A 22,492-nucleotide genomic window follows, 5' to 3' on the forward strand; every position below is an offset into this window, starting at 1 on the left:
CATGGACGAGCGGACGCCGGTGATCACCGGACTCGGGGTGGTGGCGCCCGGCGGAATCGGCAGCAAGGACTTCTGGCAACTACTGGTCGACGGGCGCACCGCGACCCGGCCGATCACCCTGTTCGACGCGTCGGGCTTCCGTTCGCGGATCGCGGCCGAGGTCGATTTCGATCCGGCGGCGCACGGCCTGGACCCGCGCCGCGCCGCGGAGCTGGACCGGATGACCCAGTTCGCGCTGGTCAGCGCCGCGGAGGCGGTCGCGGACAGCGGTCTGGACCTCGCCGACTGCGCGGCGGAGACCGCCGTGGTGATCGGCAGCGCGGTGGGCGCGACCACCAGCCTGGAACGCGAGTTCGTCGGGATCAGCGGGTCCGGCGCGAGCTGGGTGGTCGATCCCACGGCACTGTCAGCGCACGCCTACTCCTATCTCGTGCCGTCGGCGACGGTCGCCGAGGTCGCGCGCGCGGTCGGCGCGGGCGGACCGAGCGCGCTGATCTCGACGGGCTGCACCGCGGGGATCGACGCGGTCGCCCATGCCGCGGAACTGATCAGGGAGGGCTCGGCGGAGGTCGCGGTGGCCGGCGCGACCGAGGCCCCGATCTCGCCGATCTCGTCCGCCTCGTTCGACGCCATCCTGGCCACCACCGCCGACGACGCCGATCCCGCGAGCGCCTCGCGGCCGTTCGATCGGCGCCGCAGCGGCTTCGTGCTGGCCGAGGGCGCGGCGATGTTCGTGCTGGAGACCGCCGGGCGGGCCCGCCGTCGCGGTGCCGGCATCTACTGTGCGTTGCCCGGAGAAGCGCGGCGGGCCAACGCTTTTCATATGACCGGGTTGCGACCGGACGGGCTGGAGCTGGCCGGCGCGATCCGGGCGGCGCTCGACGCCGCCCGGCTGGACGCGACCGCCGTCGACTATGTGAGCGCGCACGGCTCGGGCACCCAGCAGAACGATCGGCACGAGACCATGGCGCTCAAGCGGGCGCTCGGGGCGCACGCGTATCGGGTGCCGGTCAGCTCGATCAAATCGATGGTGGGGCATTCGCTCGGCGCGATCGGCTCGATCGAGATCGCCGCCTGCGCTTTGGCTTTGCGGCATCAGGTGGTGCCGCCGACGGCGAATCTGGCCGAACCGGACCCGTTCTGCGACCTGGACTATGTGCCGCGCACCGCCCGCGACGTACGGCTGCGCTCGGTGCTGACCGTCGGCAGCGGGTTCGGCGGCTTCCAATCCGCGATGGTGCTGTCGGATGTGGGGGCGCTGGCATGAGTGTCGAACTGGCCGTTGCGCGCCCGCGTACGGCGGACGCGGTGGTGACCGGGATCGGTGTCATCGCGCCGACCGGGATCGGTGCGGACGCGCACTGGCGGGCGTGCCTGTCGGGCACCAGCGGGATTCAGGTCAGCGCGCAGTATCGCGATGCCGGTTACCCCAGCGTGCTGCATGCGCCGGTTACCGAATTCGTTGCCAAGCAACATATTCCGCGCCGACTATCGGTGCAGACCGACCGTTGGACCGGCTTCGGGCTCGCCGCCACGGCGGCGGCCCTCGCCGACGCCGGTCTCGAACCGGGTGCGACGGCGAGCGACTCCGTCGGCGTCGTCACCGGGAGTTCTTCCGGCGGCAACGAATTCGGCCAGCGGGAGATCGCGAGCCTGTGGTCCGGCGGGCCCGCGGAGGTCAGCGCCTACCAGTCGATCGCCTGGTTCTACGCGGCGACCACCGGACAGGTCTCGATTCGCAACGGAGCCAAGGGGCCGTGTTCGGTCGTGGTCACCGAGCAGGCGGCCGGGCTGGACGCGCTCGGTCAGGCCCGCCGGGAGTTGCGCCGCGGCACCGGGCTGATGCTCGCCGGCGGCACCGAGGCGCCGCTGTCCCCCTATGCCTATTCGTGCCAGCTCGCAAGCGGATTGCTCAGTACGGCAAGCGATCCCGAGCGCGGCTATCTTCCGTTCGACGCGACGGCCGCGGGCTACGTCCCCGGTGAGGGCGGCGCGATGTTCACCGTGGAGCCCGCCGCCGTGGCGGCCGCGCGCGGTGCGAAAGGCTACGGCCGGATCGCCGGGTACGCCGCCGCCTTCGACGCGGCGCCCGCGTCGGGCACCGGGCTGCTCCGAGTGCTGGTGCGCGCCATGGCCGATGCCGGTTGCGCGCCGGCGGAGGTGGACGTGGTGTTCGCCGACGCGATGGCCGTGCCGGAACTGGACGCCGCCGAGGCGGCGGTGCTCACCGCGGTGTTCGGCAGGCGTGCGGTGCCGGTGACCGCGCCCAAAACCCTGACCGGGCGGCTGTACGCGGGCGGTTCGGCGCTAGACGTGGCGACCGCGCTGCTCGCACTGCGGCATCAGACGATCCCGCCGACACCGGGTGCGATCCGTTCGGCCTACCCCGAACTGGACCTGGTGGTGGACCGGCCACGGTCGCGTCCGCTACGGCACGCGGTGGTGCTCGCCCGCGGCCACGGCGGCTTCGCCGCCGCACTCGTGCTGGCCGGGCCGTCGTGAACGGCACGGCCACACCATATCTCGTTGCACAGGTAACAGGAGGGACGACGATGGCAGAGTTCACGATCGACGATCTGAGACCGATCCTGGTCCAGGCCTTCGGCGAGCTGGACGAGGAGTTCGACACCACCGGCGACATCGCGGATATCGAGTTCGAGGAACTCGGCCTGGATTCGCTGGCGCTGATCGAAACCCAGGCGCTGATCCGGCGCCGGTTCGGGGTGCGGCTGGAAGACGGCCAGGTCGTCGGCACCAGCACCCCGGCGGACCTGGTGGCGGCGGTCAACGCCCAGCTCGCCGCCGAACTCGTCCCGGCGCGGCCGCAATGAGCACCGACGGCGGCGAGATCGGCGCGGTCTTCGCGGACGCGGCCACCGGCGGCCTGGTCACCGAGAACGCGGTGGTGATCAAGGCGCCGCTGGAGCTGGTCTGGGCCGACACCAACGACGTGTCCGCGTGGCCGGGACTGTTCAGCGAGTACGCGGCGGTCGAAATACTGGAACAGCGAACGGATTACGTGCGCTTCCGGCTGACCATGCACCCGGATCCGAACGGCGCGGTCTGGAGCTGGGTCTCCGAACGACTGCTCGACGCCGACGGCGGGGTCGTGCATGCCCGGCGGGTGGAGACCGGACCGTTCGAATTCATGTACCTGCGCTGGGAATACACGCCGGACGCGGACGGCGTGCGGATGCGCTGGAGCCAGCGCTTCCGCTTGAAGCCGACCGCGCCGATCAGCGACGAGCAGATGGCCGAGCGGATCAACGTCAACTCGCCGCGGGAGATGCGCCGGATCAAGCAGATCCTGGAGGCACGCCATACCGCGGGCGGCGCGGGCTGATGTCCGCGTCCACGGGCCCGGCGGGGGCGTTGCTGCTGGCGGCGGGGCTCGCCGCGAACGGGCTGGGGACCGGGATCATGCTCGCCACGGTGATCGGTGTCGCGCCCTACCAGGGCGTGCAGTCCTACCGGGAGTACGTCAGCGGGGTGCGATTCATGTGGCCGCGTTTCGATCCGGCCATGCCGCTGCTGAACATCACCGCGTTGCTGGCATATCTGGTGCACGCGGTCGTGCTGGACGAGTCCGCCACGGCGCGTTTCGGTTTCGCGACCTCGTCGGCACTGCTGCTGTGCACCGTCGGCATCTCCGTCACGAAGAACCTGCCGGTGAATCGCTATGTGGCGAGCCTGGATCCGGCGCATCAACCGGTGGACTGGGCCGACCGCGACCCGCGCAGGCGCTGGCGGCGCTGGAATGTCGTGCGCACCGGGTCGGCCCTGACCGCTTTCGTCGTCGCGGTGCTGACCACCGCGCTCGCCGGGTGAAACCGGCCCGAGTTCAAGAGGAGTCGAGATGGTGCAAGCACTGGCGAACAAGACCGCGCTGGTGACCGGTGGCGTGCGCGGTATCGGCGCGTCGATCACCAAGACCCTGGCCGAGGCCGGGGCCCAGGTGATCGCCTGCTATCACACGCCAGGCGAGCACGTCGACGTGCTGGCGAAGGAACTCGCCGCGATCGGCGGCGACCACCACCTGGTGCTGACCGACGTGACCGATCCCGCTCAGGTGGTCGCGCTGGCGCAGACCTGCCGGGAGCGCTACGGCCGGCTCGATGTGGTGGTCAACAACGCGGGCGCGATCAGCCACGTGCCGTTCGCGGAACTGCCGCTGGCGGAATGGCATCGGGTCCTCGACACCGGCCTGACCGCCGCCTTCCACGTCACCCAGCAGGTGCTGCCGCTGCTGGACCGCGGCGCGTCGGTGATCAACATCGGCTCCCGCGTCGCCACCGTCGGCATTCCGCTGCGCGCGCACTACACCGCGGCCAAGGCCGGGCTGATCGGGCTGACCCGGTCGCTGGCGAAAGAGCTCGGACCGCAAGGTATCCGGGTGAACGTGGTGGCGCCCGGCGTCACCGCCACCGAGGTCGAACTACCCGCCGAGGTTACCGCGCGCTACGAAGCGATGACCGCGCTGCGCCGGCTCGGCACGACCGACGACATCGCGGCCGTGGTCGCGTTTCTCGCCGGTGACGGCGCCGCTTACGTCACGGGCGAGACCATTCACGTCGACGGAGGGATCTGATGACCGACACGATCGCGGGCACGGTGTTCCGGGTGATGCTGCGCATGGAGGTGATCCCCGGGCAGGAGACCGCCTTCGAGCAAGCCTGGCTCGACGGCGCCTCGATCATCACCGATCAGCCGGCCAACCTGGGGCAGTGGCTGTCCCGCAGCACCGAGGAGGCTGCGGTGTACTACATCGTCAGCGACTGGGTGGACGAGGCCTCGTTCCGGGTCTACGAGCGCAGCGAACAGCATCTGCACCATCGTGCCCGGCTGCATCCGTACCGCAGCAAGGGCTCCATGGCGGTGGCCACGGTGCTGCACGCCCTGACCGGCGCCGCGTCCGTCCGGCCGGGGACCACACCGTGACCGGGCACGTTCGAGTGCTGGTGTACCTCACCATCACCGAGGCCGACGCCGCGGCGGTCACCGACGCCTACCACCGGATCAGCACGGAATTGGCGGGCACGCCGGGGCTGCTCGGCAACGAACTGCTGCGCGGCGCGGGTGACAGCGGCGCGGTGCTGAGCGAGTGGGAGTCGTTCGCGGCGTTCCGCACGTGGGAGCACGGGATGGCGCATCGCGGCGCCACTTCGCCGCTGCGGCCGTATCAGGATGCCTCGCGCGGCAAGGTGTTCGAGGTGTTCGAGGTGGCCGCCGCGCATCGAGCACCGGGAGCGGAGTAGTCGTGGCCCACGTCATCGCGTTCGCGCAGCTGGATCTCGACGACACCGCGCGCGTCGGCCGAAAAGCCGCCGTGCTGGCCCGGTTACGGCGTGCGGGTTATCCGGTGCCGGATGGCTTCGCGATCGATTGGCAGGCGGCGACGGCGGGGGAGAGCGCCGCGGCGGTGCCCGAACTCGTCGCGGAGATCGCGACCGCGCTGGCTGAGCTGGACGCGAACGGGGTCGGCGTCGCCGTGCGGTCCTCCGGCATCGAAGAAGACCTCGCCGGTAAATCGTTTGCGGGACAGTACGAGTCGGTCCTCGGCGTCAAAGGGATCGATGCCGTGCTGGCCGCCGTGGACACTTGCTGGCGTTCGGCGCGCGCACAGCGGGTCGCCGTGTACCGCGGGTCGGCCGCCGCCGACGAGCTGTCGCCGCGGATGGGGGTGCTGGTGCAGCGCATGGTCGAAGCGCGTGCGGCGGGCGCGGCGTTCAGCGTGAACCCGGTGACCGGCGATCCGGACGAGGCCGTGGTGAGTGCGGTGTCCGGTCTCGCCGAACAGTTGATGGAAGGTTCTGCCATCGCCGACGAATGGGCCGTGCGGGACGGACGAGCCACGTTGCGTTCGGGCACCGGGGCAGCCGGTCTGACTCCGGACGAGGCCGCCGCGGTCGCCGCACTGGCCACCAGGGTGGCAGCCGAATTCGAAGCGCCCCAGGACATCGAATGGGCACAGGACGAGACCGGGCTGTGGCTCGTGCAGGCGCGGCCGATCACCACCCTGACCGCGGCGGTCACCCCGGTGCCGATTCCGGTGGTGGTGCCCGACGGGTTCTCGGTGCGCGACGCGCGGGTGAGCGCGCCGTGGACGCCCGTGCAGGAATCCATCTTCCTGCCGGTGTTCGCCGCCGCCGCGCCCGGCGTGTTCGCCTTCACCACCGGAAACCCGTTGTCGGTGCACGCGATCGGCGGCTGGATCTACACCACGACGCCCCCGGACACCATGCCCGCGTTGATCGAGCGGCTGGAGCGCATCGCGGGTGATCTCGCCGACGGCGCGCCGGAACAGCTTGTCGACCACTGGCATTCGACGCAGCGGCGCGAATTCACCGAGCGGATCGTGGCACTGCGCACGGTGTCGTTCACCCTGTCCGAGCTGGACGACGACGCCTTCCGTGCGCATTTCGCCGCGCTACTGGAGCTGTTCACCGAATTGCACATGGCCTACTTCCGGCTCACCGGCGCGGGTGTCTGCCTCAACGGGCAGCTGGGCGTGCTCGCCGGGGAACTGCTCGGTTGGTCGGCCGCCGAAACCCTGGCCCTGCGTGGTGGGTTGACCGGGGCCCACATGGCGGCGGCCGTGGGCCTCGGGGGTCTTGCCCGGCTGGCCGCCACGAAACCCGCTGTGCGCGAGGCCCTCACGGCGGGAACCCGCGAGGCAGCCGTCCGGCTGCCGCAGCTCGACAGCGAGTTCGCGGCGGCCTTCGCCGACTATGTCCGCGCGCACGGACATCGCACGCTCGGATTCGATCTCACCGAGCCGACCTTCGCCGAACAGCCCGAGATCCTGCTGAATCTGGTGCTCGCGCAGATCGACGCGCCGTTCGACCTCGAGCGAGAGCAGGCGGCCTTGCGTGCGCGGATCGACAAGGCACTGGACGCGGCAGCGGCAGGGCTCGCCGACGCCTCGGCCGAGCAGCGCGAACAGTTCCAGCGGGCCGTGGCGGCGGCGGAAGCGGTGGCCCCGGTGCGGGACGAGAAGGTCTATCTCGCGGTGTCCGCGTGGGCGCTGGTCCGCTACGCCGTCTTGGACCTGGGCCGAAGGTTGGTCGCGCACAGCGTGATCGACCGTGTGGACGACGTCTTCTACTTGGACCACCGCGCGGCGCTGACCTCGCTCACCGAGATCGGCGATCGCACGGCGAGCGTGCGAGACGGACGCGGCAGGCACCTGTGGGCGGCCACGCACCCCGGGCCGGAACACTATGGGACACCGCCGCAGCCGCTGGTGCTCGAACCCGGGATGACGCCGCCCTCGGCGGCCGCGTCCCGCGTCATGGACATCGCGACCTGGTCGATGAGCTTGTTCGGCGCGCAACGCGGCGACGCGAGCGCTGCCGACGGCACGCTGGCCGGTGTCGCCGCGGCCGCGGGAAAGTACCGCGGGCCTGCTCGAATAGTGCTGGGAGCCGCGGACTTCGGCAAGATTCGCGCCGGTGACGTGCTGGTGTGCCCGGAGACCACCGCGCAGTGGTCGGTGGTGTTTCCCAGCCTCGGCGCGTTGATCGCCGACAACGGCAGCCTGCTCTCGCATCCGGCGATCATCGCCCGCGAGTACGGCATTCCGGCCGTCGTGGCGGCCGCGGGCGCGACCGAGCGGCTGCGGGACGGGCAACTGGTCGAGGTCGACGGCACCGCCGGGGTGGTGCGGGTGCTCGACGCCGACGGCGGAGTCGTCCGGTGACACCCGGCCGCATCGACGTCCACCATCACGCCATCGTGCCGCGGATCGCCGCGCTGATGCGCCGCATGGGCGCGCCGTTCAAGATTCCGTGGACCCTCGCCGAGACCTTCGAGGTGCTCGCCGAACAACGCATCGACTATGCCGTGATATCCAATCCCATTCCGGTGGAATACCTCCCGGACGCGGAAACGGCGAAGTTCTTCTGCCGGGAAGCCAACGAAGCCGTCGCCGAGTTCGCTGCCGCGCACCCGGGGCGGTTCGGTTTGCTTGCCGCGCTGCCGATCCCGCACATCGATGCCGCCCTGGCCGAGATCGAGTACGCGCATGAGACGTTGGGCGCCGACGGGTTCGTGCTGATCCCGCACTCCGGGTCCGACTATCTCGGTGACGCGCTGTTCGAGCCGGTGCTCGCCGAACTCGACCGCCGCGGTGCGGTGGTTCTCGTGCACCCGATGATGCCGCCGGACTCGGCCGGCTCGTCGGTGCCCGCTGTGCTCGCCGACTTCCTGCTCGACACCACGCGGGGCGCGATCGGGTTGGTGCTGTCGGATGCCCTGGACCGCTATCCGAACATCTCGTTCGTGCTGGCGCACGCGGGCGGTTTCCTGCCGTACGCGGCGTTCCGGGTGGAAGCGTTGGCGCACGGGTTCTTCGGCGCCGATCCGGTCCGGATCCGCGAACAGCTGGGGCGCTTCTACTACGACACCGCGCTGGCCGGTCCGTCGGCGCTGCCCGGCCTGTTCGCCACGGTGCCGCCGGACCGGATCCTGTTCGGGACCGACTGGTGCGCCGCGCCGCACGCCGCCGTCACCGCCGCGGGCCGCGCCCTCGAACAGCAGTACGCGCGGTTGCCCGGCGCGGCGGCGGCCGGGGAGCGGACCGCCCGGCGGCTGTTCACCGGCTGGGCCGCCCACGCGGCTCCGAGTCCGGATCCAGTGATGTCCGAACAGTAGCGGGCACCGTATGACCATGTCCGGCCGAGCGAAAGGAACTGGAAGCTGATGCATGTGGTGATCGCGGGCGCCGGCGTCGGCGGACTGTGCCTGGCCCAGGGGCTGCGCAAGAACGGGATCGAGGCCACCGTGCTCGAGCGCGACCCGACCGCGCACGCGCGGTTCCAAGGTCTGCGGCTGCGCATCGACGCCCACGGGCGCGCGGCCCTGGCGGCCTGCCTGCCCGACAACCTCTACGAGCTGGCCATGGCCACCGCCAACCCGCTCTACATGTCCCGCGGCATCGGGCTGGACGAGCAACTGCGCGAGATCTTCTCGGTCGAGCATCCCGGGGGCCCCGTCGATCCCGCGCGCGCCAGCACCGTCGTGAATCGCAAGACCCTGCGCCAGATCCTGCTGACCGGGCTCGGCGACCACGTCCACTTCGGCACCGCCGTAATCGGATACGAGACCGGCGACCGGGTGCGGGTGCACACCGCCGACGGAACCACCTGGGTGGCCGACGTGCTGGTCGGTGCGGACGGCATCGGATCCGCGGTGCGCGGGCAGTTGCTCCCCGAGGCCGGCCTGCTCGACACCGGGCTGCGCGCGATCTACGGCCAGATGAACCTGGACCTGGACAACCTCTCCTGGGTGCCGCCCGTGCTGTTCGGCGGATCCCGCCCGGTGCTGGCTCCGGGTCCGAAGACGTTGGCGTGCGGCATCTTTCAACCGCAGACCGAGATCGGCGAGGCGGTGCGCCGGTTCGCACCCGGCAGCGCGATCGATCCGGTGCGCAGTTACCTGAAGTGGACATTGGTCGCGCCGCGGGAGGTCTTCGGTATCGACGAGTCGGCCTTCTTCGCGCTCACACCCGCGCAGTTGCACGCGCTGGCACTCGAACACACCACCGACTGGAGTCCGCTGCTGCGCCGGATCATGGCGGAATCGTTGGTGGCGGAGGTCTTTCCCCTCTCGATCCGGGTCACCGAGCCCGGCGTGCACTGGTCGCCCAGCCGGGTGACCCTGCTCGGTGACGCCATTCACGCGACCGCGCCGGTGGGCGGGATCGGCGCCAACACCGCGCTGCGTGACGCGGCGGGTTTGAGCGAGCATCTCGCCCTGGCACTCGTCGACGGGGTGGACCCGGTCGTGGCGATCGGCCGGTACGAGGCGGAGATGCGGGACTACGGCTATGCGGCCGTGCGTAATTCGCTGCACGGGTCCGAACAACTGTTCCGGACCGGACCTCTGGTGGAAGGCGGTGCCCGATGAGCCCGACAGTCAAGAAGCGCTACCCCGCGCTCGCCGCGGCCGCGCCGATGGCACTCGATATGGCCGCGCCCGTGGTCAGTTTCGTGGTGCTGCACCTCGTGTTCGGGGTCTCGCCGGTCATCGCGCTCTCGATCGGCGCGGTCGTGGCCGGATTGCGCACCGTGTGGCGGGTGCTCACCGAACGCCGGCTGAACGCGTTCTCGGTGATGATCCTGGTGATGCTGCTCGCCACGCTGCTGTTGGTGTTCATCACCGGCGACCCGCGGCTGGTGCTGGCCAAGTCGGCGGTGATGCCGTTCGTCGGCGGCGTGTACGGGCTGGTCACCAACTACGTCGGGCGCGCAGTGGTTTTCGACGTCGTGGCGCCGTTCGTGACCAAGGGCGAACCGGGGCTGGTGGCGGCATGGGAGGGCGGCTGGGCACACGACGCGCAGTTCCGCGACCGGCTGCGGCTGATCAATCTGCTGTGGGGGGTGGGCTTCATCATCTCGGCGATCGCCAGGGTGGTCATCATCTACAGCACGCCGCTCGAGGTCGCCGTCTTCGCCGGGCAACTGCCGACGCTGGTCACGCTGCCGGTCCTCATCTTCACGACGGTGCGGTTGTCCGGACCGTTGCGTGCGGCGTTGCGCCAGGAGCCGGTCGGCGGTGTCGACATACCGGTCCGCGAACTCAGCTTCGCGCGCACTTCGGTTGCGGTGGAACGCGACTCGATCGCCGAAGCCTGAGAGGGGGAGTGGATGCGCGTCATCATCTGCACGTGGGCGTGGCGATCCCATCTGACTCCGCTGGTGCACCTCGGCTGGAGTCTGCGCGCGAGCGGGCACGAGGTGGTGGTGGCCAGTTCCGCCGGATTGGCGTCCGCGATCAGCGAGACCGGGCTGACCGCTGTCGTCGTCGGCGCGGATGTCGACCTGCACGCCCAGGCCGGAAAGTACTTCAGCTGGCTGGTCGAGCAGGACGGGCCGGTGCGCTGGCACGATATTCGGCACTGGGGCGCGGGCAACGTCGCTACCTACCGGGTGATCGCGCAGCGCGCGGTAGGGCCGCTGCTGGCCTTCGCCCGGCGCTGGCAACCGGATCTGATCGTGTTCGATCCGACCACCTACGCGGGACCGCTGGTGGCCGCGGTGCTCGGCATTCCGGCCGTCCGGCATATCTGGGGGATCGACTACACCTATCGGACAAGAGAATTCGAGCCCGAGGCACTGCGTGAACTCTGCGCCGAGCTCGGCTTGGACACCGTGGAGACGCTGGGCGCGGCCACCGTCGATCCGTGCCCGGCGTCGCTGCAATACGACACCGGGGTGCGGACGCTGCCGATTCGGTTCGCCCCCTTCAACGGACCGGTCGCGGCCGCCGATATCGGTCTGCCGCGACCTCGGCGGCCCCGGGTCTGCGTGCTGGGCAGCAGCGCGGTCGAACAGCTTGCCGGACGGGCGATCCCGTTCGTCGACCAGGTCCTGCCCGGGCTGACGGGACTCGGGGTGGAGACGCTGGTGCTGGCGAATCCCGCTGCCGCACCGGCGTTCACCGAGGACGGCGAGACGGTCACCTTCCTCGGCCCCACTCCGCTGCATCTATTGCTCGCCGATTGCGCGCTGGTCATCCATCAGGGTGGCGGCGGTGCGCTCATGACCACGCTGTACTACGGGCTGCCGCAACTGCTCACACCGTTGTTCACCGACCACGTCGCCAACGCCGAGCAGCTCGCGGCGGCCGGTGCCTGCCGGTGGCTGTTCGGCGGGGCGCTGGAACCGGACGCGGTACGCAAGGAGGTCCGGCAGTTGCTGGAAGACAAGGAGTTCCGGGTGCGGGCCGAGCGGCTGCGTGCCGAGATGCGGGCGCAGCCCCCGGTCGCGCATGTGGTCGACGCACTGGCCGAGCTGGCCGGAGCCCGCTGATGGCACGCATCGTCTTCACCACCCAACCGGCCAGCGGGCATCTGCGTCCCCTCGTGCCGATCGCCAGGGCCGCGCGCGTCCGGGGTCACGACGTGGCCGTGCTCGCGCCGCAGCCACAGGCCGCCGAGATCGACGCCTACGGGCTGCCCCAGCTGGTCGGCGGCTACGACTGGCGCGCTGAGGTGGCGAGCTGGCTGCCCGCGAACCTCGGCGAACTGGAATTCCCCGCGGCCGCCGACGTGTTCCGGGCTCTCGGCCGCCGCATGTCTCAGGGTTTCGCGGGCCATATGGGGCAGGCCACCTGTGCGGATCTGCTGGCAGTCGCCGAGCAGTGGAAACCGGATCTGGTGATCCGCGAACTGGACGAGCTGGGCGGCTACCTGGCCGCGGAAGTGCTGGGCATTCCCCATGTTTCGGTCGCCTCGTTCGGCGGCGTCGAGGCGATGACCGGTGCCGAGTTGGCCGCGCCGCTGGACAAGGGGCGGATTCGGTTCGGTCTGCCGCCCGACCCGTCCGGAGCGCGGCTCTACCACTACCTGCACGCCAATTTCCTGCCGCCGGAATACTCCGCCGCGGAGATGATCCTGCCCAACACTCGGTGCTATCGACATCCCAACGCGGGATTCCAGAGCGACCGGCTGCCCGGCTGGCTCGCCGAACTCGACCTGGATCGCCCGTTCGTGTTCGCCGGGTTCGGCACCATCGTCTACGGCCTGCCCGGCGCGGATACGTTCGTCCGCACGGTGATCGAGGCCCTGGGACGGGTCGACTGCACCGCGGTCCTCGCCGTCGGCGCGGGCGGGAAGACCGAGGCCTTCGGTGCGCTGCCGTCGAACGTCCGGCTGGTGGAGTTCGTGGATCAGCCGCTGATGCTCGAAGGCGCCGACCTTTTCGTCACGCACGGCGGGCTGAACAGCATGAAAGAGGCGATGCGGCTCGGCGTGCCGATGGTGAACATCCCGGTGCTCGACGACCATCGGCACAACGCCGTGCAGGCGGCGGCCACCGGAACCACGACCGTGGTTCCCCTGGAACAACTCTCGGTCGACGCGATAACGCTCGCCTGCACTCGAACACTGACCGAGCCGGGCTTTCGCCGCTCGGCGCGCCGCCTGCAACGCCAGATCCATGCCCTGCCCGGGGTCGATGTGTTGCTCGACGATCTGGAGGCCCTCCTGTGACGACCAAACAGCGCCGCGCCGATCTCGCGATGTTCGGCGGCACACCGGCTTTCGAGTCGCCCGTCGTGTTCGGCAGGCCCAATATCGGCAACCGGGCCGTGCTGTTCGATCGCTTCGATCGGATGCTCGACGCCAAATGGCTGTCCAACGGCGGCGAACTCAGCCGCGAATTCGAACGCCGCGTCGCCGAACTCGCCGGCACCCGCTACTGCGTCGCCACGTGCAACGCCACCTCCGCGCTCCAACTGGCTGTGCAGGCAGCGGGATTGCGTGGCGAGGTCATCGTGCCCGCCTTCACCTTCGCCGCCACCGCGCACGCCGCCGCCTGGCTCGGCGTGACGCCGGTGTTCTGTGACGTGGACCCGTGCACCGGCAGCGCCGACCCGCGCAGCGTCGAAGAACTGATCACCGCGGACACCACCGGCATTCTGGGCGTGCACATCTGGGGCAGGCCCAGGGCGTTGGAAGCGATGCAGGACGTCGCCGACCGGCACGGACTCGCGCTCATCTACGACTCGGCGCACGCGTTCGGCTGCGGATACGCGGGCAGGCCGATCGGTGGTTTCGGCACCGCCGAGGTGTTCAGCTTCCACTCGACCAAATTCGTGAACACCTTCGAGGGTGGAGCTTTGGTCACCGATGATCCGGAACTGGCCGAAAAGGCGAGCCGTCTAAGAAATTTCGGCATCTCCAGTGGCGACAACGTGGTGTCGGTCGGCACCAACGCGAAGCTGAGCGAAGCCGCGGCGGCGATGGGACTGACCTCGCTGGACTCGATGGACTACTTCGTCGCCCGGAACCGGGAGAACTACCACCGGTACCGGCAGGGGTTGCGCGGCATCGACGGGCTCACCCTATTGGACATCGACGAGTCTCAGCGCAGCAACTACCAGTATCTCGTCGTCGACTGCGACACCGCACGGATCGGCGTCACACGCGACGACATCCTCGCCCTCCTGGCTGCCGAAAACGTCTACACCAGAAGGTATTTCTACCCCGGCTGCCACCGCATGGCACCGTACCGAACCGAGCGCGCCTTTCCCGGCACCGACCGCGTCGCCCGCGACACCTTCGTCCTCCCCACCGGCACCGACCTGGAACCCCGCGACATCACCCGCATCTGCGAACTGCTGATTTTCATCGCCGCCAACGGTTTCGACATCCGCGCGGCGATGGGGAGCAGTGGGCGAGCGGCGTAGGTGCGCTGCGTCGGCGTCCGGTTCCGGTCCTTGACTGAAAGGTCGATATTTCGGTACCGTTGTTGCCAGGTGAAATCAACTGTCCGCGAGGGTGATTCGTTCCTCGTGTGGTTGGGTGCCGAGCTCTGGGGGGTATTCGATGAAGAAGGTATTGCGCGTTCTGGGGATCTTGGCGATCTCTGTAGCGGCGGCCATATCGGTCGGGACGCCTGTTGCACAGGCAGAGGTCCAAGGGATCGAGTTCTCGGACTTCGCGGGGAATGCGGTCGATCCCAACGACCTTCGGGTAGGCGGGAACTATATCGTCAGGGCAGTAATGGGTGGGCAGCTGACCACCTATGGGTTCGTGTTCTTCTTCAATATGTTCGACAGCACGTATGGGCAGGAGATCGGTGGGGGAGGCGCGCGAATCAACGCTCATGGTGGGCGTTACGTCGCGGATGTCGTCTGGAGCCCACAATATTCCGGGTCGACGAAGATCAAAGCCAAGCAGTGCGGGGAATCGGCTTGTGAGTGGTTTGTCAACGAGCGTCTGGTTCCGATCACCGTGAAGAATTGATGGGAGCGGGTCGGACCCAGGGCGGCGGTCAGGTCGGTCGGGTGACGGCCTGGGTGTGGCGGCGCAGGCCGGCGTTGCCCGCAGCCAGGGCAGGCCGGGGCGGGTTCGGCGCTTCTGATTTGGTCCGATCGGACGTCAGTTCTTCTTCAGTTCCTCGGCGAGCATCACGATTATGCCGCTGGGGCCGCGGACGTAGGTGAGTTTGTAGAGGTCCTCGTAGGTCGCTACGCCGCGGAGTGGATGGCAGCCGTGTTTTGCGGCTGTCTCGAGGGCTTTGTCGATGTCGTCTACGGAGAAGGCGACGCGGTGCATGCCGATGTCGTTGGGGCGGGTGGGCTGGGTTTCGATCGCTTCGGGGTGGAGGTACTCGAAGAGTTCGAGGCGGTTGTTGCCGTCCGGGGTTTGGAGCATGGCGATGTTGGCGTGGTTGTTGTCGAGGTCGACGGCGGTGTCGGTCCACTCGCCGCTGACTGTGTCGCGGTGGACGACTGTGAGGCCTAGGTCGGTGAAGAAGGCGATTGCTGCTTCGAGGTCGCGAACGGTGATGCCGATGTTCTCGAGTTTGATGGGCATGCGGTGCATGGTACTGAGTTGAGGGAGAGTGGCTCTGGGGGTGAGCCGGGGCTGGTGACTCGGGCTCGATGTATTCGAATTCGTTGTGGCGCTGAAGAATGCGTGTGAGGACGAATTGGAGATGGGGCGGATTTGGCAGAGATTTGGGATTAGAGGTTGGGGGTGGATGGGGTAGAATTTAGTTATGAAATCGGAGGGGGAAGTTCCGGCGACGCGGGTGGTGCAGCCACTGCTGGATGCCGTTTCCGATTTGCTCGGTATGCGTTTGACGGTGTTGAGTGACAATGAGATCACTGATTTGCTTGGTGGTCTCGAGTGTGTGACGCGCAAGCTCGCGGCGGTGCAGAATCGGGTTATCGTCGAGACTGCCGAGCGGTCGATACCCGCGAATGTCGGTGCGGGAGATACGAAGCGATTCTTGATGCAGACCCTGCGGTTGTCCAGCCGAGAGGCCGCCCGCCGTTACGCTGCGGCGCGCAGTCTCGGCACCTGGCACGATCTCAACGGTGGTTCGTACGACCCACAACTGTTCCATACTGCGGCAGCGCAATCCGATGGTGAGATTTCCAGCGAACACGCTACTCGTATTGCGGCGGTGATGAAGCGTATCCCATATGGGGCTACCGGCACCGAACGGGAAGCGGCAGAAAAGATTCTGGCGGATTTCGCACGCACCGGTTCCCCCGACGATATTCCGGCCGTGGGTGAAGCGATTCTCGCGCACCTCGACCCCGACGGAAACCTCACCGCCGACCGCGACCGCCAGCGTATGCGCGGCATCACCATAGGTTCGCAGCGCCCGGACGGCATGTCCACCATCCACGGTGAAATCACACCGACCCTGCGCGGGCTCCTCGACGCCGTCATGGCCAAGTGTGCGCGGCCCGGCATGAACAACCCCGAAGATCCCGAAAGCCCCTCCGGTGACTGCGAATACGTCGACCGGAACGCGATGGTCGCCGCCGCGGCGCGGGACACCAGAACCGCCGCGCAACGCACCCACGACGGTCTGCTCGCCCTGCTCAGCCCCGGCGTTCGAGTCGACGCGCTCGGCTCGCACCGCGGTCTGCCCGTCGCGGCGATCCTGACCATGAGCGTCGACGACGTCGAAAAAGCCGCTGGAGTGGCGACCACGGCGACGGGTGGCCTCGTGCCGATGTCGGAGGCGCTCGCGCTGGCCGAACAAGCACAACCATTTCTGATGGTGTTCGACCACAAGGGGATGCCGCTGCACGTAGGACGCGCGAAACGCCTTGCGACTCCGGCACAGCGGATGGCACTGATCGCGTCCGTACGCGGCTGCTCGCGCCCCGGTTGTGACGCGCCCGCCTCGCTGTGCGCGATCCACCACGTCACCGAATACGCCAAAGGCGGCGCGACCGATATCGACAACCTGACACTCGCCTGCGACCGCTGCCACGCCATGGTCAACGACGGCCGAAACGGCTGGAAAACGGTTGTGCTGGGCAGCGATTCGGCACACGCCGGCCGCACCGCCTGGATCGCCCCGGCCCACATCGACCCGACCCGCACCCCGCGCGTCAACCACCGCCACCACCCCGGCGAACTCCTCGCCCAAGCCCTGTCCCACATCCACGACCGCGACACCCGGCAACGCCGCGACCACCGCGCCTGGCTGTCCCGCCGAGAGCGCCTGTTATCGGCTGCCCACACCACGTCACACCCGGCCGTGGTGTAGAAACGCTGCCCAGGCCGCGTTACCTCGGAACGCTCCCGCGGTAACGCGGCCCGAATTCGCCTCCTGTACCGCCGAATTCGCGCAGACGGCCCGTGGCAAACCCGAGCACACTTCCACCCGCATCACCGCGGTGATGCGGAGCATGCTGGCAAGTCCGAAAAGTGATGGTGCGGATCGGCGGGGACGTGGTATTGCTGGAGTCCAGATGTCACACGGGGAACTGGATCGCTGTGCAGCCAAACGAATCGATCTTTACTAGAATCACTTCGCGACTTCGCGACTTCGAGCGCGGCCGGTAGTTGGTGCGCGGCTCCGCGGAGGGCCGGTGTGAACGGTCCAGTGGCGGCGGATGAGCCAGAACCGGCGGAGCACCTCCGATACGTCCGCTACCTGAACGAGCTGGCGCTGACGTCTGCACAGACCGAGATGGCGACGATGGGCGTGGTTCTCGAAGATCCGGACACTGTCATGGCGGAGGCTGCGATCGTCCACCACATCGACCGCAGGGCTGCGCAGTTGCTCACCGACGAAACGTTTCCGGACTGGGCCGCACGCGTCGCTGAGGTCATCGATGGACGCGCCTTCATGGCCCGGCGTCTTCGTGAATGGACCCTGCTACGGGCGATCAGTACCGGGCAGGCGTGGACCGAAGAGGAGATCCTCGACGCCTCGGACTGGTTTCAGCGCAAAGCCGCCGAGGTCGCCGCTTGTCTCCCGGTTCGCATGCTGCTCGCCGACCGGGGACGGACGCGCCGCGTTCGGGCGGCGGCGGGCAGGCGGATCCAGAAGCGCTCAGCGGACGAGTAGCACGTCACGCAGGCGCGCTACCGCGGGGCCGGGCACGCCCAGTCCGTCGGCGATGTAGTTGTCGAAACTCTGGTAGGTGACGCGGATTTGGTCGAAGGCGGCGTCGAGGTATTCGGTGCGCGCGACGATCGCGCCGTACGCCTCGTTGGACAGCTGGAATTCGCTGTCGACGGCGGAGCGGGCGACACCGAGCAGGGTCATGAGGATGGCGGTGGTCCAACCTGTGACGTAGGTGCCGGAATTGCAGTGGTAGAGATAGCCGGACCGTCCACTGGCCGACAGTGTGTTCAGTACCCGGCCGAAGGCTGCCCGGTTGGACGCGGAGGTCACGTAGCTCCGGAACTCCGCGAGGGTGTCCGAATCCGGTTGGGCGAGTTTGTTCTTCAGCGGTGCGGGATCGGGATCACCGACGGGCGCGAGAATCGGGACGGCGCCGGGCGGCAACCGGTCGGGACCGTGGATGGCGCGGGACTGGGTGGAGCGCAGATCGGCGACCGAATGTGGTCGCAGCTCGGTCAACACCGCGAACTGCTGATCGGTCACCTGGGACAGTGCGGCGGAACGGTATACGGAGCCGGTGACGATGCGCCTACCGTCGGCACCCGAATATCCGCCGATGTCCCGGAGATTCAGCGAGATATCGAGGAACGATTCCGGGGCCGCCTGGGCGGGTGTGCGGGCGACCGCGGTGGCGAGGCCCGCGGCAGCGAAGAGCCGCAACGCCGTTCGCCGGTTCAGTAGCGGCCCGCCGCCGTTCTCGATCATCGCTCGATGTCCTTGTGCGCGATCACCAACGTGTCCGCGGCACCGAGCGGCACCGCGGTATGGCGGGTGCACCCTGCGGCGGTGAGCCAGCCGACGGCCGCGGCGACCGGATACTCGGAGCCGCCCTCGGTGACCAGAAGCATGTTGAGGCTCACCAGCACCCGCGCCAGATCGGCGGACTCGCCGGTGTACATGGCGTCGTAGACGAGCAGCGCCCCGCCCGGCCGCACGGCCTGAAAAGCCTTGTCGACCAGCTTCGCTCGTTCGGCACTCGACCAGTTGTGCAGCACGTGACCGAGGACCAGCACGTCGGCCTCCGGCAGCGGATCGGCGAAGAAGTCACCGGCGACGAAGGCCGCGCGGTCGGCGACGCCCTGCGCGGAAAGGTGAGCGTCGAGTTCCGGGCCCATCGGTGCGAGGTCGAAAACCGTTGCCCGCAAATGGGGGTGGTGCGCGAGCAGGATGCCCGCGAGGTTGCCCCGGCAGCCACCGATATCGGCGACCGTCCGGTACCGCGACCAGTCCACCACCTCGGCGAGCCGGTGCGCCACCGGCGTCGAGGCCGAATCCATCATGCGCAGGTACTGGGCCCGCTGTTTCGGATCGCCGAGCATGCGCAGGAAGGCTTCCGGTCCGGCTCCGGCGGCCTGGGGCGCTCCGGTGCGCAGCGCGGCGTCGAGCGATCCCCAAGTCGGATACAGCATGTGGTCGGCGCGGCGCAGGAAGCCGCCGAGGTACTCGGGTGTGCCGGGCACCAGGGTGCGCGCGGCGAGCGGCGAATTCCGGTATCCCGCAGGGTCTTCCACCAGCAAGCCGAGCAGTGTCAGGCCACGGAGCAGGTCGCCGACGCCGCGCGGGTGCAGCGCGGTGCCCGCGGCGATCCGATCCGCGTCGGCGGGCCCGTTGGTGGCCAGCCAGTCGAACACGCCGACCTCGTGCGCGGTGAGCAGCAGTTTGGCGTGGCAGAAGGCGTTGGCGAGTTGTTTGATGGCGGCGGCGTCGCGCAGTTCGGGCAGCGTCATCGCACTGCCACCGCGATCGCGTTGGCGAGCAGGGCGACGAGGGCGAGCACGGTGCGCAGCAGATGCAGGGTGCGCCAGCGTGCCCGTGGATCGTCCCACCCGGGCGGGATGGCGGCCGGGTCGGTGGCGCGGGTCCGGTGGTTCAGCGGCACGTTGCCGAACTGCGAGACGAGTGAGACGCCCAGCTGGGTCAGCGCGGCACCGGCGAACAGCGGCCTGGCCGCGGCCGAATCGGTGTCGACGGCGAGCAGGATGTCCGCGGCGATGCTGCACACCACCATCGGCGGCATGATCCGGTCGAAATATCGTCCGGCGAGCGTGTGCACCCGCACATAATCCGGCGCCGGTAACGCGGCGAACATCGGGACCAACCCGATCGCCACCGCCACGAGCACCCCGGCGAGCACCCCGTTGCCGAGCACCACCACGACAGTCGCCACAACCCTGACCACGGTTTCTCCTTTCGCAGACCACACCATGACAGGGGCGTCTCGAGCGCCACTGGATTCGCGCTCCGATCGTTCTCGATCGCGGGCGGACACGATCACCGCAGACCAGGAGCGGAGGCGGCGGTGACACGAACGGCGGTGGTGCTCGGCGGCACGGGGTATCTCGGCCAGGGCATCGGTGAGTTGCTCGCCGCGCACGAGTTCCAGGTGGTGCCGCTCGGGCGCACGGAATTCGATGTGCTCGCCCAGCCGATCGCGGCGCTGACCGAGCTGCTGTCCGGCGCCGACGTCGTGGTCAACGCCGCCGGCGCGCTGTGGCAGGTGACCGACGAGCAGATGGCGGCCGCCAATGCCGTGCTGGTGCAACGCCTGCTCGAGGCGGTGCGCAGGCAGGCGCGGCCCGCCCGGGTCGTGCAGCTCGGCTCGGTGTATGAATACGGCCCGGGACATGCGGGCCCGGTGCGCGAGTCGACGCCGGAGCATCCGGAAACCGTCTACGGCCGAACCAAACTCGCCGCCACCGAAGCCATGCGGCACTGGCCGGGTTCCGGTGTCGTGCTGCGCTGCTCGACGGTGGTCGGGGCGCGCGCACCGCGGGCCGGTCTGCTCGGCTCGGTGGCGCATCGGCTGGCCACGCCGCCCGCGGACCCGGCCGCGCCGCAGGTGCTCGAACTGCCCACGCTGCGTGGCACGGTCGACGTGCTGGATCTGCGCGATCTCGGTGCGGCGGTGCTCGCGGCGGCGAACGTGCCGGCCGCGGCGCCGGGCGTCGAGGTGGTCAATATCGCCTCGGGCGCTGCGGTGCCGATCGAGTTCGCGGTACGCCGGTTGATCGAGGTCAGCGGTGTGGCTGTCCAGGTGGTGTGCACCGGCGGCGGTGGCTCGCCGCGCGCGGCGAGCGGTGCGCCGCCGATCTCGATCGAGAAGGCCCGTCGGTATCTGGGCTGGGCGCCGCGTTTCGGTCTCGATGACGCGCTGCGGGCGCTCTGGCGCTACACCAGTGAGGCTCGAACCGGTGCGAGTAACACATGAGTTGTGCCTAGTGAGCCGATACCGGCGGATGACGATGTCCTGGAACTGGTGCGCGCACTGCACCACCGGCGCAGGCCGCCGGCCTTCGAGCCCGGCGTGACCCCGATCTTCAGTTCAGGGGCCGTGCTGGACGCCGACGATCGGGTCGCATTGGTGGAGCAGGCACTGGAACTGCGCATCGCGTCCGGGGCAACCGCGCTGCGTTTCGAGCGGTTGTTCGCGAAAGCCATCGGCGTGCGTCGCGCGCACCTGACCAACTCGGGTTCGTCGGCGAACCTGCTCGCCCTCGCGACGCTCACCACCCCGGAATTGGAGGAGCGCGCGCTCAAACCCGGCGACGAGGTGATCACCGTGGCGGCGAGCTTCCCGACCACGGTGAACCCGATCCTGCAGCACGGCATGGTCCCGGTGTTCGTCGATATCGAACTGGGCACCTACAACACGACGGTGGACCGGGTGCGCGCCGCGATCGGCCCGCGCACCAAGGCGATCATGATGGCGCACACGCTCGGTAATCCCTTCCCGGTCGCGGAGATCGCCGAGTTGGCGGCGGAGCACGAACTCTTCCTGATCGAGGACAACTGCGACGCGGTGCTGTCCACCTATCAAGGCCAGACCACCGGGACGTTCGGTGATTTCGCGACGGTCAGCTTCTATCCCGCGCACCACCTCACCATGGGCGAGGGCGGTTGTGTGCTCACCGACAGCCTGGTGCTGGCAAAACTCGTCGAATCAATGCGGGACTGGGGGCGGGACTGCTGGTGCGAGCCGGGGGAGGACAACCGGTGCCGTAAGCGGTTCGACCAGGATTTCGGCGCGCTGCCTTCGGGTTACGACCACAAATATGTGTTCTCCCATATCGGCTACAACTTGAAGACCACCGATATCCAGGCCGGTCTCGGCCTGAGTCAATTGCGTAAATTGCCGGAATTCGTGGCGGCGCGGCGGCGCAATTGGGCTCGGTTGCGCGACGGGCTCGCCGGTGTCCCCTGGCTGTTGCTGCCGCACGCGACGCCGGGCAGCGATCCGAGCTGGTTCGGGTTCGTGCTGACGGTGGCCGAGGACGCGCCGTTCGACCGGCGCGCGATCGTGGACCACCTGCTCGCCCGCAATATCCACACCAGATTCCTCTTCGCCGGAAACCTGTTGCGCCAGCCCGCTTATCGGCACGCGCCGCATCGCATCGCGGACCGCCTGACCAACAGCGACATCGTCACCGAGCGCACCTTCTGGGTCGGCGTCTATCCCGGGCTGACCGACGAGATGATCGACTATATGGTCACCGTCATCCGGGAATTCGCCACCCGCCCGGTCCATCGGGTCCGCTGACGCGGGGTCTGCGAGCTCAGTCCTTGCGGTTCTGCTTCCGCCGCCGCTGAATGATCTGGGAAATGAC

24 protein-coding genes are annotated in these 22,492 nt (G+C 68.8%); 20 read left to right on the plus strand and 4 right to left on the minus strand.

The window, feature by feature from the left end:
- The first annotated feature begins 1 nt into the window (after position 1).
- The 16 genes from O3I_RS15310 to O3I_RS15385 all read left to right on the plus strand — a co-directional run bounded on the left by O3I_RS15310 (position 2) and on the right by O3I_RS15385 (position 14,749).
- Positions 2–1,267 carry a beta-ketoacyl-[acyl-carrier-protein] synthase family protein gene (locus O3I_RS15310; protein WP_014983838.1) on the plus strand — a complete coding sequence of 422 codons (1,266 nt, stop codon included), beginning with the start codon at positions 2–4 and terminating at the stop codon, positions 1,265–1,267.
- Positions 1,264–2,502, plus strand: a complete 1,239-nt coding sequence (locus O3I_RS15315; RefSeq protein ID WP_014983839.1) for a beta-ketoacyl synthase N-terminal-like domain-containing protein — start codon at positions 1,264–1,266, stop codon at positions 2,500–2,502. The genes O3I_RS15310 and O3I_RS15315 overlap by 4 nt, the downstream gene beginning before the upstream one ends.
- A gap of 50 nt (positions 2,503–2,552) precedes the next feature.
- Positions 2,553–2,831: an acyl carrier protein gene (locus O3I_RS15320; RefSeq protein ID WP_014983840.1), complete on the plus strand. Its 279-nt coding sequence runs from the start codon at positions 2,553–2,555 to the stop codon at positions 2,829–2,831.
- Positions 2,828–3,343, plus strand: a complete 516-nt coding sequence (locus tag O3I_RS15325; RefSeq protein ID WP_014983841.1) for an SRPBCC family protein — start codon at positions 2,828–2,830, stop codon at positions 3,341–3,343. The genes O3I_RS15320 and O3I_RS15325 overlap by 4 nt, the downstream gene beginning before the upstream one ends.
- Positions 3,343–3,828, plus strand: a complete 486-nt coding sequence (locus tag O3I_RS15330) for a DUF1772 domain-containing protein (RefSeq protein WP_014983842.1) — start codon at positions 3,343–3,345, stop codon at positions 3,826–3,828. The genes O3I_RS15325 and O3I_RS15330 overlap by 1 nt, the downstream gene beginning before the upstream one ends.
- Positions 3,829–3,856: 28 nt before the next feature.
- Positions 3,857–4,588 carry an SDR family NAD(P)-dependent oxidoreductase gene (locus O3I_RS15335; protein WP_014983843.1) on the plus strand — a complete coding sequence of 244 codons (732 nt, stop codon included), beginning with the start codon at positions 3,857–3,859 and terminating at the stop codon, positions 4,586–4,588.
- Positions 4,588–4,938 carry an antibiotic biosynthesis monooxygenase family protein gene (locus tag O3I_RS15340; protein ID WP_014983844.1) on the plus strand — a complete coding sequence of 117 codons (351 nt, stop codon included), beginning with the start codon at positions 4,588–4,590 and terminating at the stop codon, positions 4,936–4,938. The genes O3I_RS15335 and O3I_RS15340 overlap by 1 nt, the downstream gene beginning before the upstream one ends.
- Complete coding sequence (locus O3I_RS15345; RefSeq protein ID WP_041562632.1) at positions 4,935–5,255, plus strand: antibiotic biosynthesis monooxygenase family protein; 321 nt, start codon at positions 4,935–4,937, stop codon at positions 5,253–5,255. The genes O3I_RS15340 and O3I_RS15345 overlap by 4 nt, the downstream gene beginning before the upstream one ends.
- A gap of 2 nt (positions 5,256–5,257) precedes the next feature.
- Entirely contained in the window at positions 5,258–7,699 is a 2,442-nt protein-coding gene (locus O3I_RS15350) for a PEP/pyruvate-binding domain-containing protein (protein WP_014983846.1), read from the plus strand.
- On the plus strand, positions 7,696–8,652 hold the full coding sequence (locus O3I_RS15355; protein ID WP_014983847.1) for an amidohydrolase family protein: 957 nt from the start codon (positions 7,696–7,698) through the stop codon (positions 8,650–8,652). The genes O3I_RS15350 and O3I_RS15355 overlap by 4 nt, the downstream gene beginning before the upstream one ends.
- Before the next feature lie 48 nt (positions 8,653–8,700).
- Positions 8,701–9,906, plus strand: a complete 1,206-nt coding sequence (locus tag O3I_RS15360; RefSeq protein ID WP_014983848.1) for an FAD-dependent oxidoreductase — start codon at positions 8,701–8,703, stop codon at positions 9,904–9,906.
- Positions 9,903–10,634, plus strand: a complete 732-nt coding sequence (locus tag O3I_RS15365) for a VC0807 family protein (protein ID WP_014983849.1) — start codon at positions 9,903–9,905, stop codon at positions 10,632–10,634. Before O3I_RS15360 ends, O3I_RS15365 begins: the two co-directional genes overlap by 4 nt.
- 12 nt (positions 10,635–10,646) lie before the next feature.
- Positions 10,647–11,810: a nucleotide disphospho-sugar-binding domain-containing protein gene (locus tag O3I_RS15370; RefSeq protein WP_014983850.1), complete on the plus strand. Its 1,164-nt coding sequence runs from the start codon at positions 10,647–10,649 to the stop codon at positions 11,808–11,810.
- On the plus strand, positions 11,810–12,991 hold the full coding sequence (locus O3I_RS15375; RefSeq protein WP_014983851.1) for a glycosyltransferase: 1,182 nt from the start codon (positions 11,810–11,812) through the stop codon (positions 12,989–12,991). The genes O3I_RS15370 and O3I_RS15375 overlap by 1 nt, the downstream gene beginning before the upstream one ends.
- Positions 12,988–14,190, plus strand: coding sequence for an aminotransferase class I/II-fold pyridoxal phosphate-dependent enzyme (locus O3I_RS15380; RefSeq protein ID WP_014983852.1), 1,203 nt, complete (start codon positions 12,988–12,990; stop codon positions 14,188–14,190). Before O3I_RS15375 ends, O3I_RS15380 begins: the two co-directional genes overlap by 4 nt.
- Positions 14,191–14,329: 139 nt before the next feature.
- Positions 14,330–14,749, plus strand: a complete 420-nt coding sequence (locus tag O3I_RS15385) for a hypothetical protein (protein WP_014983853.1) — start codon at positions 14,330–14,332, stop codon at positions 14,747–14,749.
- A 135-nt stretch (positions 14,750–14,884) separates the two neighbouring features.
- Here the strand turns inward: O3I_RS15385 and O3I_RS15390 are convergent, their stop codons facing one another.
- Positions 14,885–15,322: a VOC family protein gene (locus O3I_RS15390; RefSeq protein WP_014983854.1), complete on the minus strand. Its 438-nt coding sequence runs from the start codon at positions 15,320–15,322 to the stop codon at positions 14,885–14,887.
- A gap of 259 nt (positions 15,323–15,581) precedes the next feature.
- Between O3I_RS15390 and O3I_RS15395 the strand changes: the two genes are divergently transcribed.
- A complete protein-coding gene (locus O3I_RS15395; protein WP_237748372.1) occupies positions 15,582–17,021 on the plus strand; it encodes an HNH endonuclease signature motif containing protein in 1,440 nt (479 codons plus the stop codon).
- Positions 17,022–17,360: 339 nt separating this feature from the next.
- Positions 17,361–17,828: a hypothetical protein gene (locus O3I_RS15400; protein WP_014983856.1), complete on the plus strand. Its 468-nt coding sequence runs from the start codon at positions 17,361–17,363 to the stop codon at positions 17,826–17,828.
- On the opposite strand, the gene O3I_RS15405 is transcribed toward O3I_RS15400, so the two are convergent.
- From O3I_RS15405 to O3I_RS15415, 3 genes are read right to left on the minus strand one after another with little or no spacing between them, the layout of a single operon-like run.
- A complete protein-coding gene (locus O3I_RS15405) occupies positions 17,814–18,593 on the minus strand; it encodes a tyrosine-protein phosphatase (protein ID WP_014983857.1) in 780 nt (259 codons plus the stop codon). The two genes, O3I_RS15400 and O3I_RS15405, sit on opposite strands and share 15 nt — an antisense overlap.
- Positions 18,590–19,615 (minus strand): methyltransferase, encoded by a 1,026-nt coding sequence (locus O3I_RS15410; RefSeq protein ID WP_014983858.1) that lies wholly within the window; start codon positions 19,613–19,615, stop codon positions 18,590–18,592. Before O3I_RS15410 ends, O3I_RS15405 begins: the two co-directional genes overlap by 4 nt.
- The gene (locus tag O3I_RS15415; RefSeq protein ID WP_201773642.1) at positions 19,612–20,067 is read right to left on the minus strand and encodes a DUF1772 domain-containing protein; all 456 of its coding nucleotides are present in this window, start codon (positions 20,065–20,067) and stop codon (positions 19,612–19,614) included. The genes O3I_RS15410 and O3I_RS15415 overlap by 4 nt, the downstream gene beginning before the upstream one ends.
- A 120-nt stretch (positions 20,068–20,187) precedes the next feature.
- On the opposite strand from O3I_RS15415, the gene O3I_RS42645 reads away from it, so the two are divergent.
- A complete protein-coding gene (locus O3I_RS42645; protein ID WP_014983860.1) occupies positions 20,188–21,096 on the plus strand; it encodes an NAD-dependent epimerase/dehydratase family protein in 909 nt (302 codons plus the stop codon).
- A gap of 3 nt (positions 21,097–21,099) precedes the next feature.
- Positions 21,100–22,425 (plus strand): lipopolysaccharide biosynthesis protein RfbH, encoded by a 1,326-nt coding sequence (rfbH, locus tag O3I_RS15425; RefSeq protein ID WP_051066621.1) that lies wholly within the window; start codon positions 21,100–21,102, stop codon positions 22,423–22,425.
- The last annotated feature ends 67 nt before the right edge of the window (positions 22,426–22,492 follow it).

This window comes from Nocardia brasiliensis ATCC 700358 (genome assembly GCF_000250675.2).
In the GTDB taxonomy this organism is placed as follows: Bacteria; Actinomycetota; Actinomycetes; order Mycobacteriales; family Mycobacteriaceae; genus Nocardia; species Nocardia brasiliensis_B.

What these genes read in the sequence shown, in the direction of transcription:
- O3I_RS15310 (WP_014983838.1), top strand. Translation starts at nt 2, where the DNA reads ATGGACGAGCGGACGCCGGTGATCACCGGACTCGGGGTGGTGGCGCCC.
- O3I_RS15315 (WP_014983839.1), top strand. Translation starts at nt 1,264, where the DNA reads ATGAGTGTCGAACTGGCCGTTGCGCGCCCGCGTACGGCGGACGCGGTG.
- O3I_RS15320 (WP_014983840.1), top strand. Translation starts at nt 2,553, where the DNA reads ATGGCAGAGTTCACGATCGACGATCTGAGACCGATCCTGGTCCAGGCC.
- O3I_RS15325 (WP_014983841.1), top strand. Translation starts at nt 2,828, where the DNA reads ATGAGCACCGACGGCGGCGAGATCGGCGCGGTCTTCGCGGACGCGGCC.
- O3I_RS15330 (WP_014983842.1), top strand. Translation starts at nt 3,343, where the DNA reads ATGTCCGCGTCCACGGGCCCGGCGGGGGCGTTGCTGCTGGCGGCGGGG.
- O3I_RS15335 (WP_014983843.1), top strand. Translation starts at nt 3,857, where the DNA reads ATGGTGCAAGCACTGGCGAACAAGACCGCGCTGGTGACCGGTGGCGTG.
- O3I_RS15340 (WP_014983844.1), top strand. Translation starts at nt 4,588, where the DNA reads ATGACCGACACGATCGCGGGCACGGTGTTCCGGGTGATGCTGCGCATG.
- O3I_RS15360 (WP_014983848.1), top strand. Translation starts at nt 8,701, where the DNA reads ATGCATGTGGTGATCGCGGGCGCCGGCGTCGGCGGACTGTGCCTGGCC.
- O3I_RS15365 (WP_014983849.1), top strand. Translation starts at nt 9,903, where the DNA reads ATGAGCCCGACAGTCAAGAAGCGCTACCCCGCGCTCGCCGCGGCCGCG.
- O3I_RS15370 (WP_014983850.1), top strand. Translation starts at nt 10,647, where the DNA reads ATGCGCGTCATCATCTGCACGTGGGCGTGGCGATCCCATCTGACTCCG.
- O3I_RS15375 (WP_014983851.1), top strand. Translation starts at nt 11,810, where the DNA reads ATGGCACGCATCGTCTTCACCACCCAACCGGCCAGCGGGCATCTGCGT.
- O3I_RS15385 (WP_014983853.1), top strand. Translation starts at nt 14,330, where the DNA reads ATGAAGAAGGTATTGCGCGTTCTGGGGATCTTGGCGATCTCTGTAGCG.
- O3I_RS15390 (WP_014983854.1), bottom strand. Translation starts at nt 15,322, where the DNA reads ATGCCCATCAAACTCGAGAACATCGGCATCACCGTTCGCGACCTCGAA.
- O3I_RS15395 (WP_237748372.1), top strand. Translation starts at nt 15,582, where the DNA reads ATGCGTTTGACGGTGTTGAGTGACAATGAGATCACTGATTTGCTTGGT.
- O3I_RS15405 (WP_014983857.1), bottom strand. Translation starts at nt 18,593, where the DNA reads ATGATCGAGAACGGCGGCGGGCCGCTACTGAACCGGCGAACGGCGTTG.
- O3I_RS15410 (WP_014983858.1), bottom strand. Translation starts at nt 19,615, where the DNA reads ATGACGCTGCCCGAACTGCGCGACGCCGCCGCCATCAAACAACTCGCC.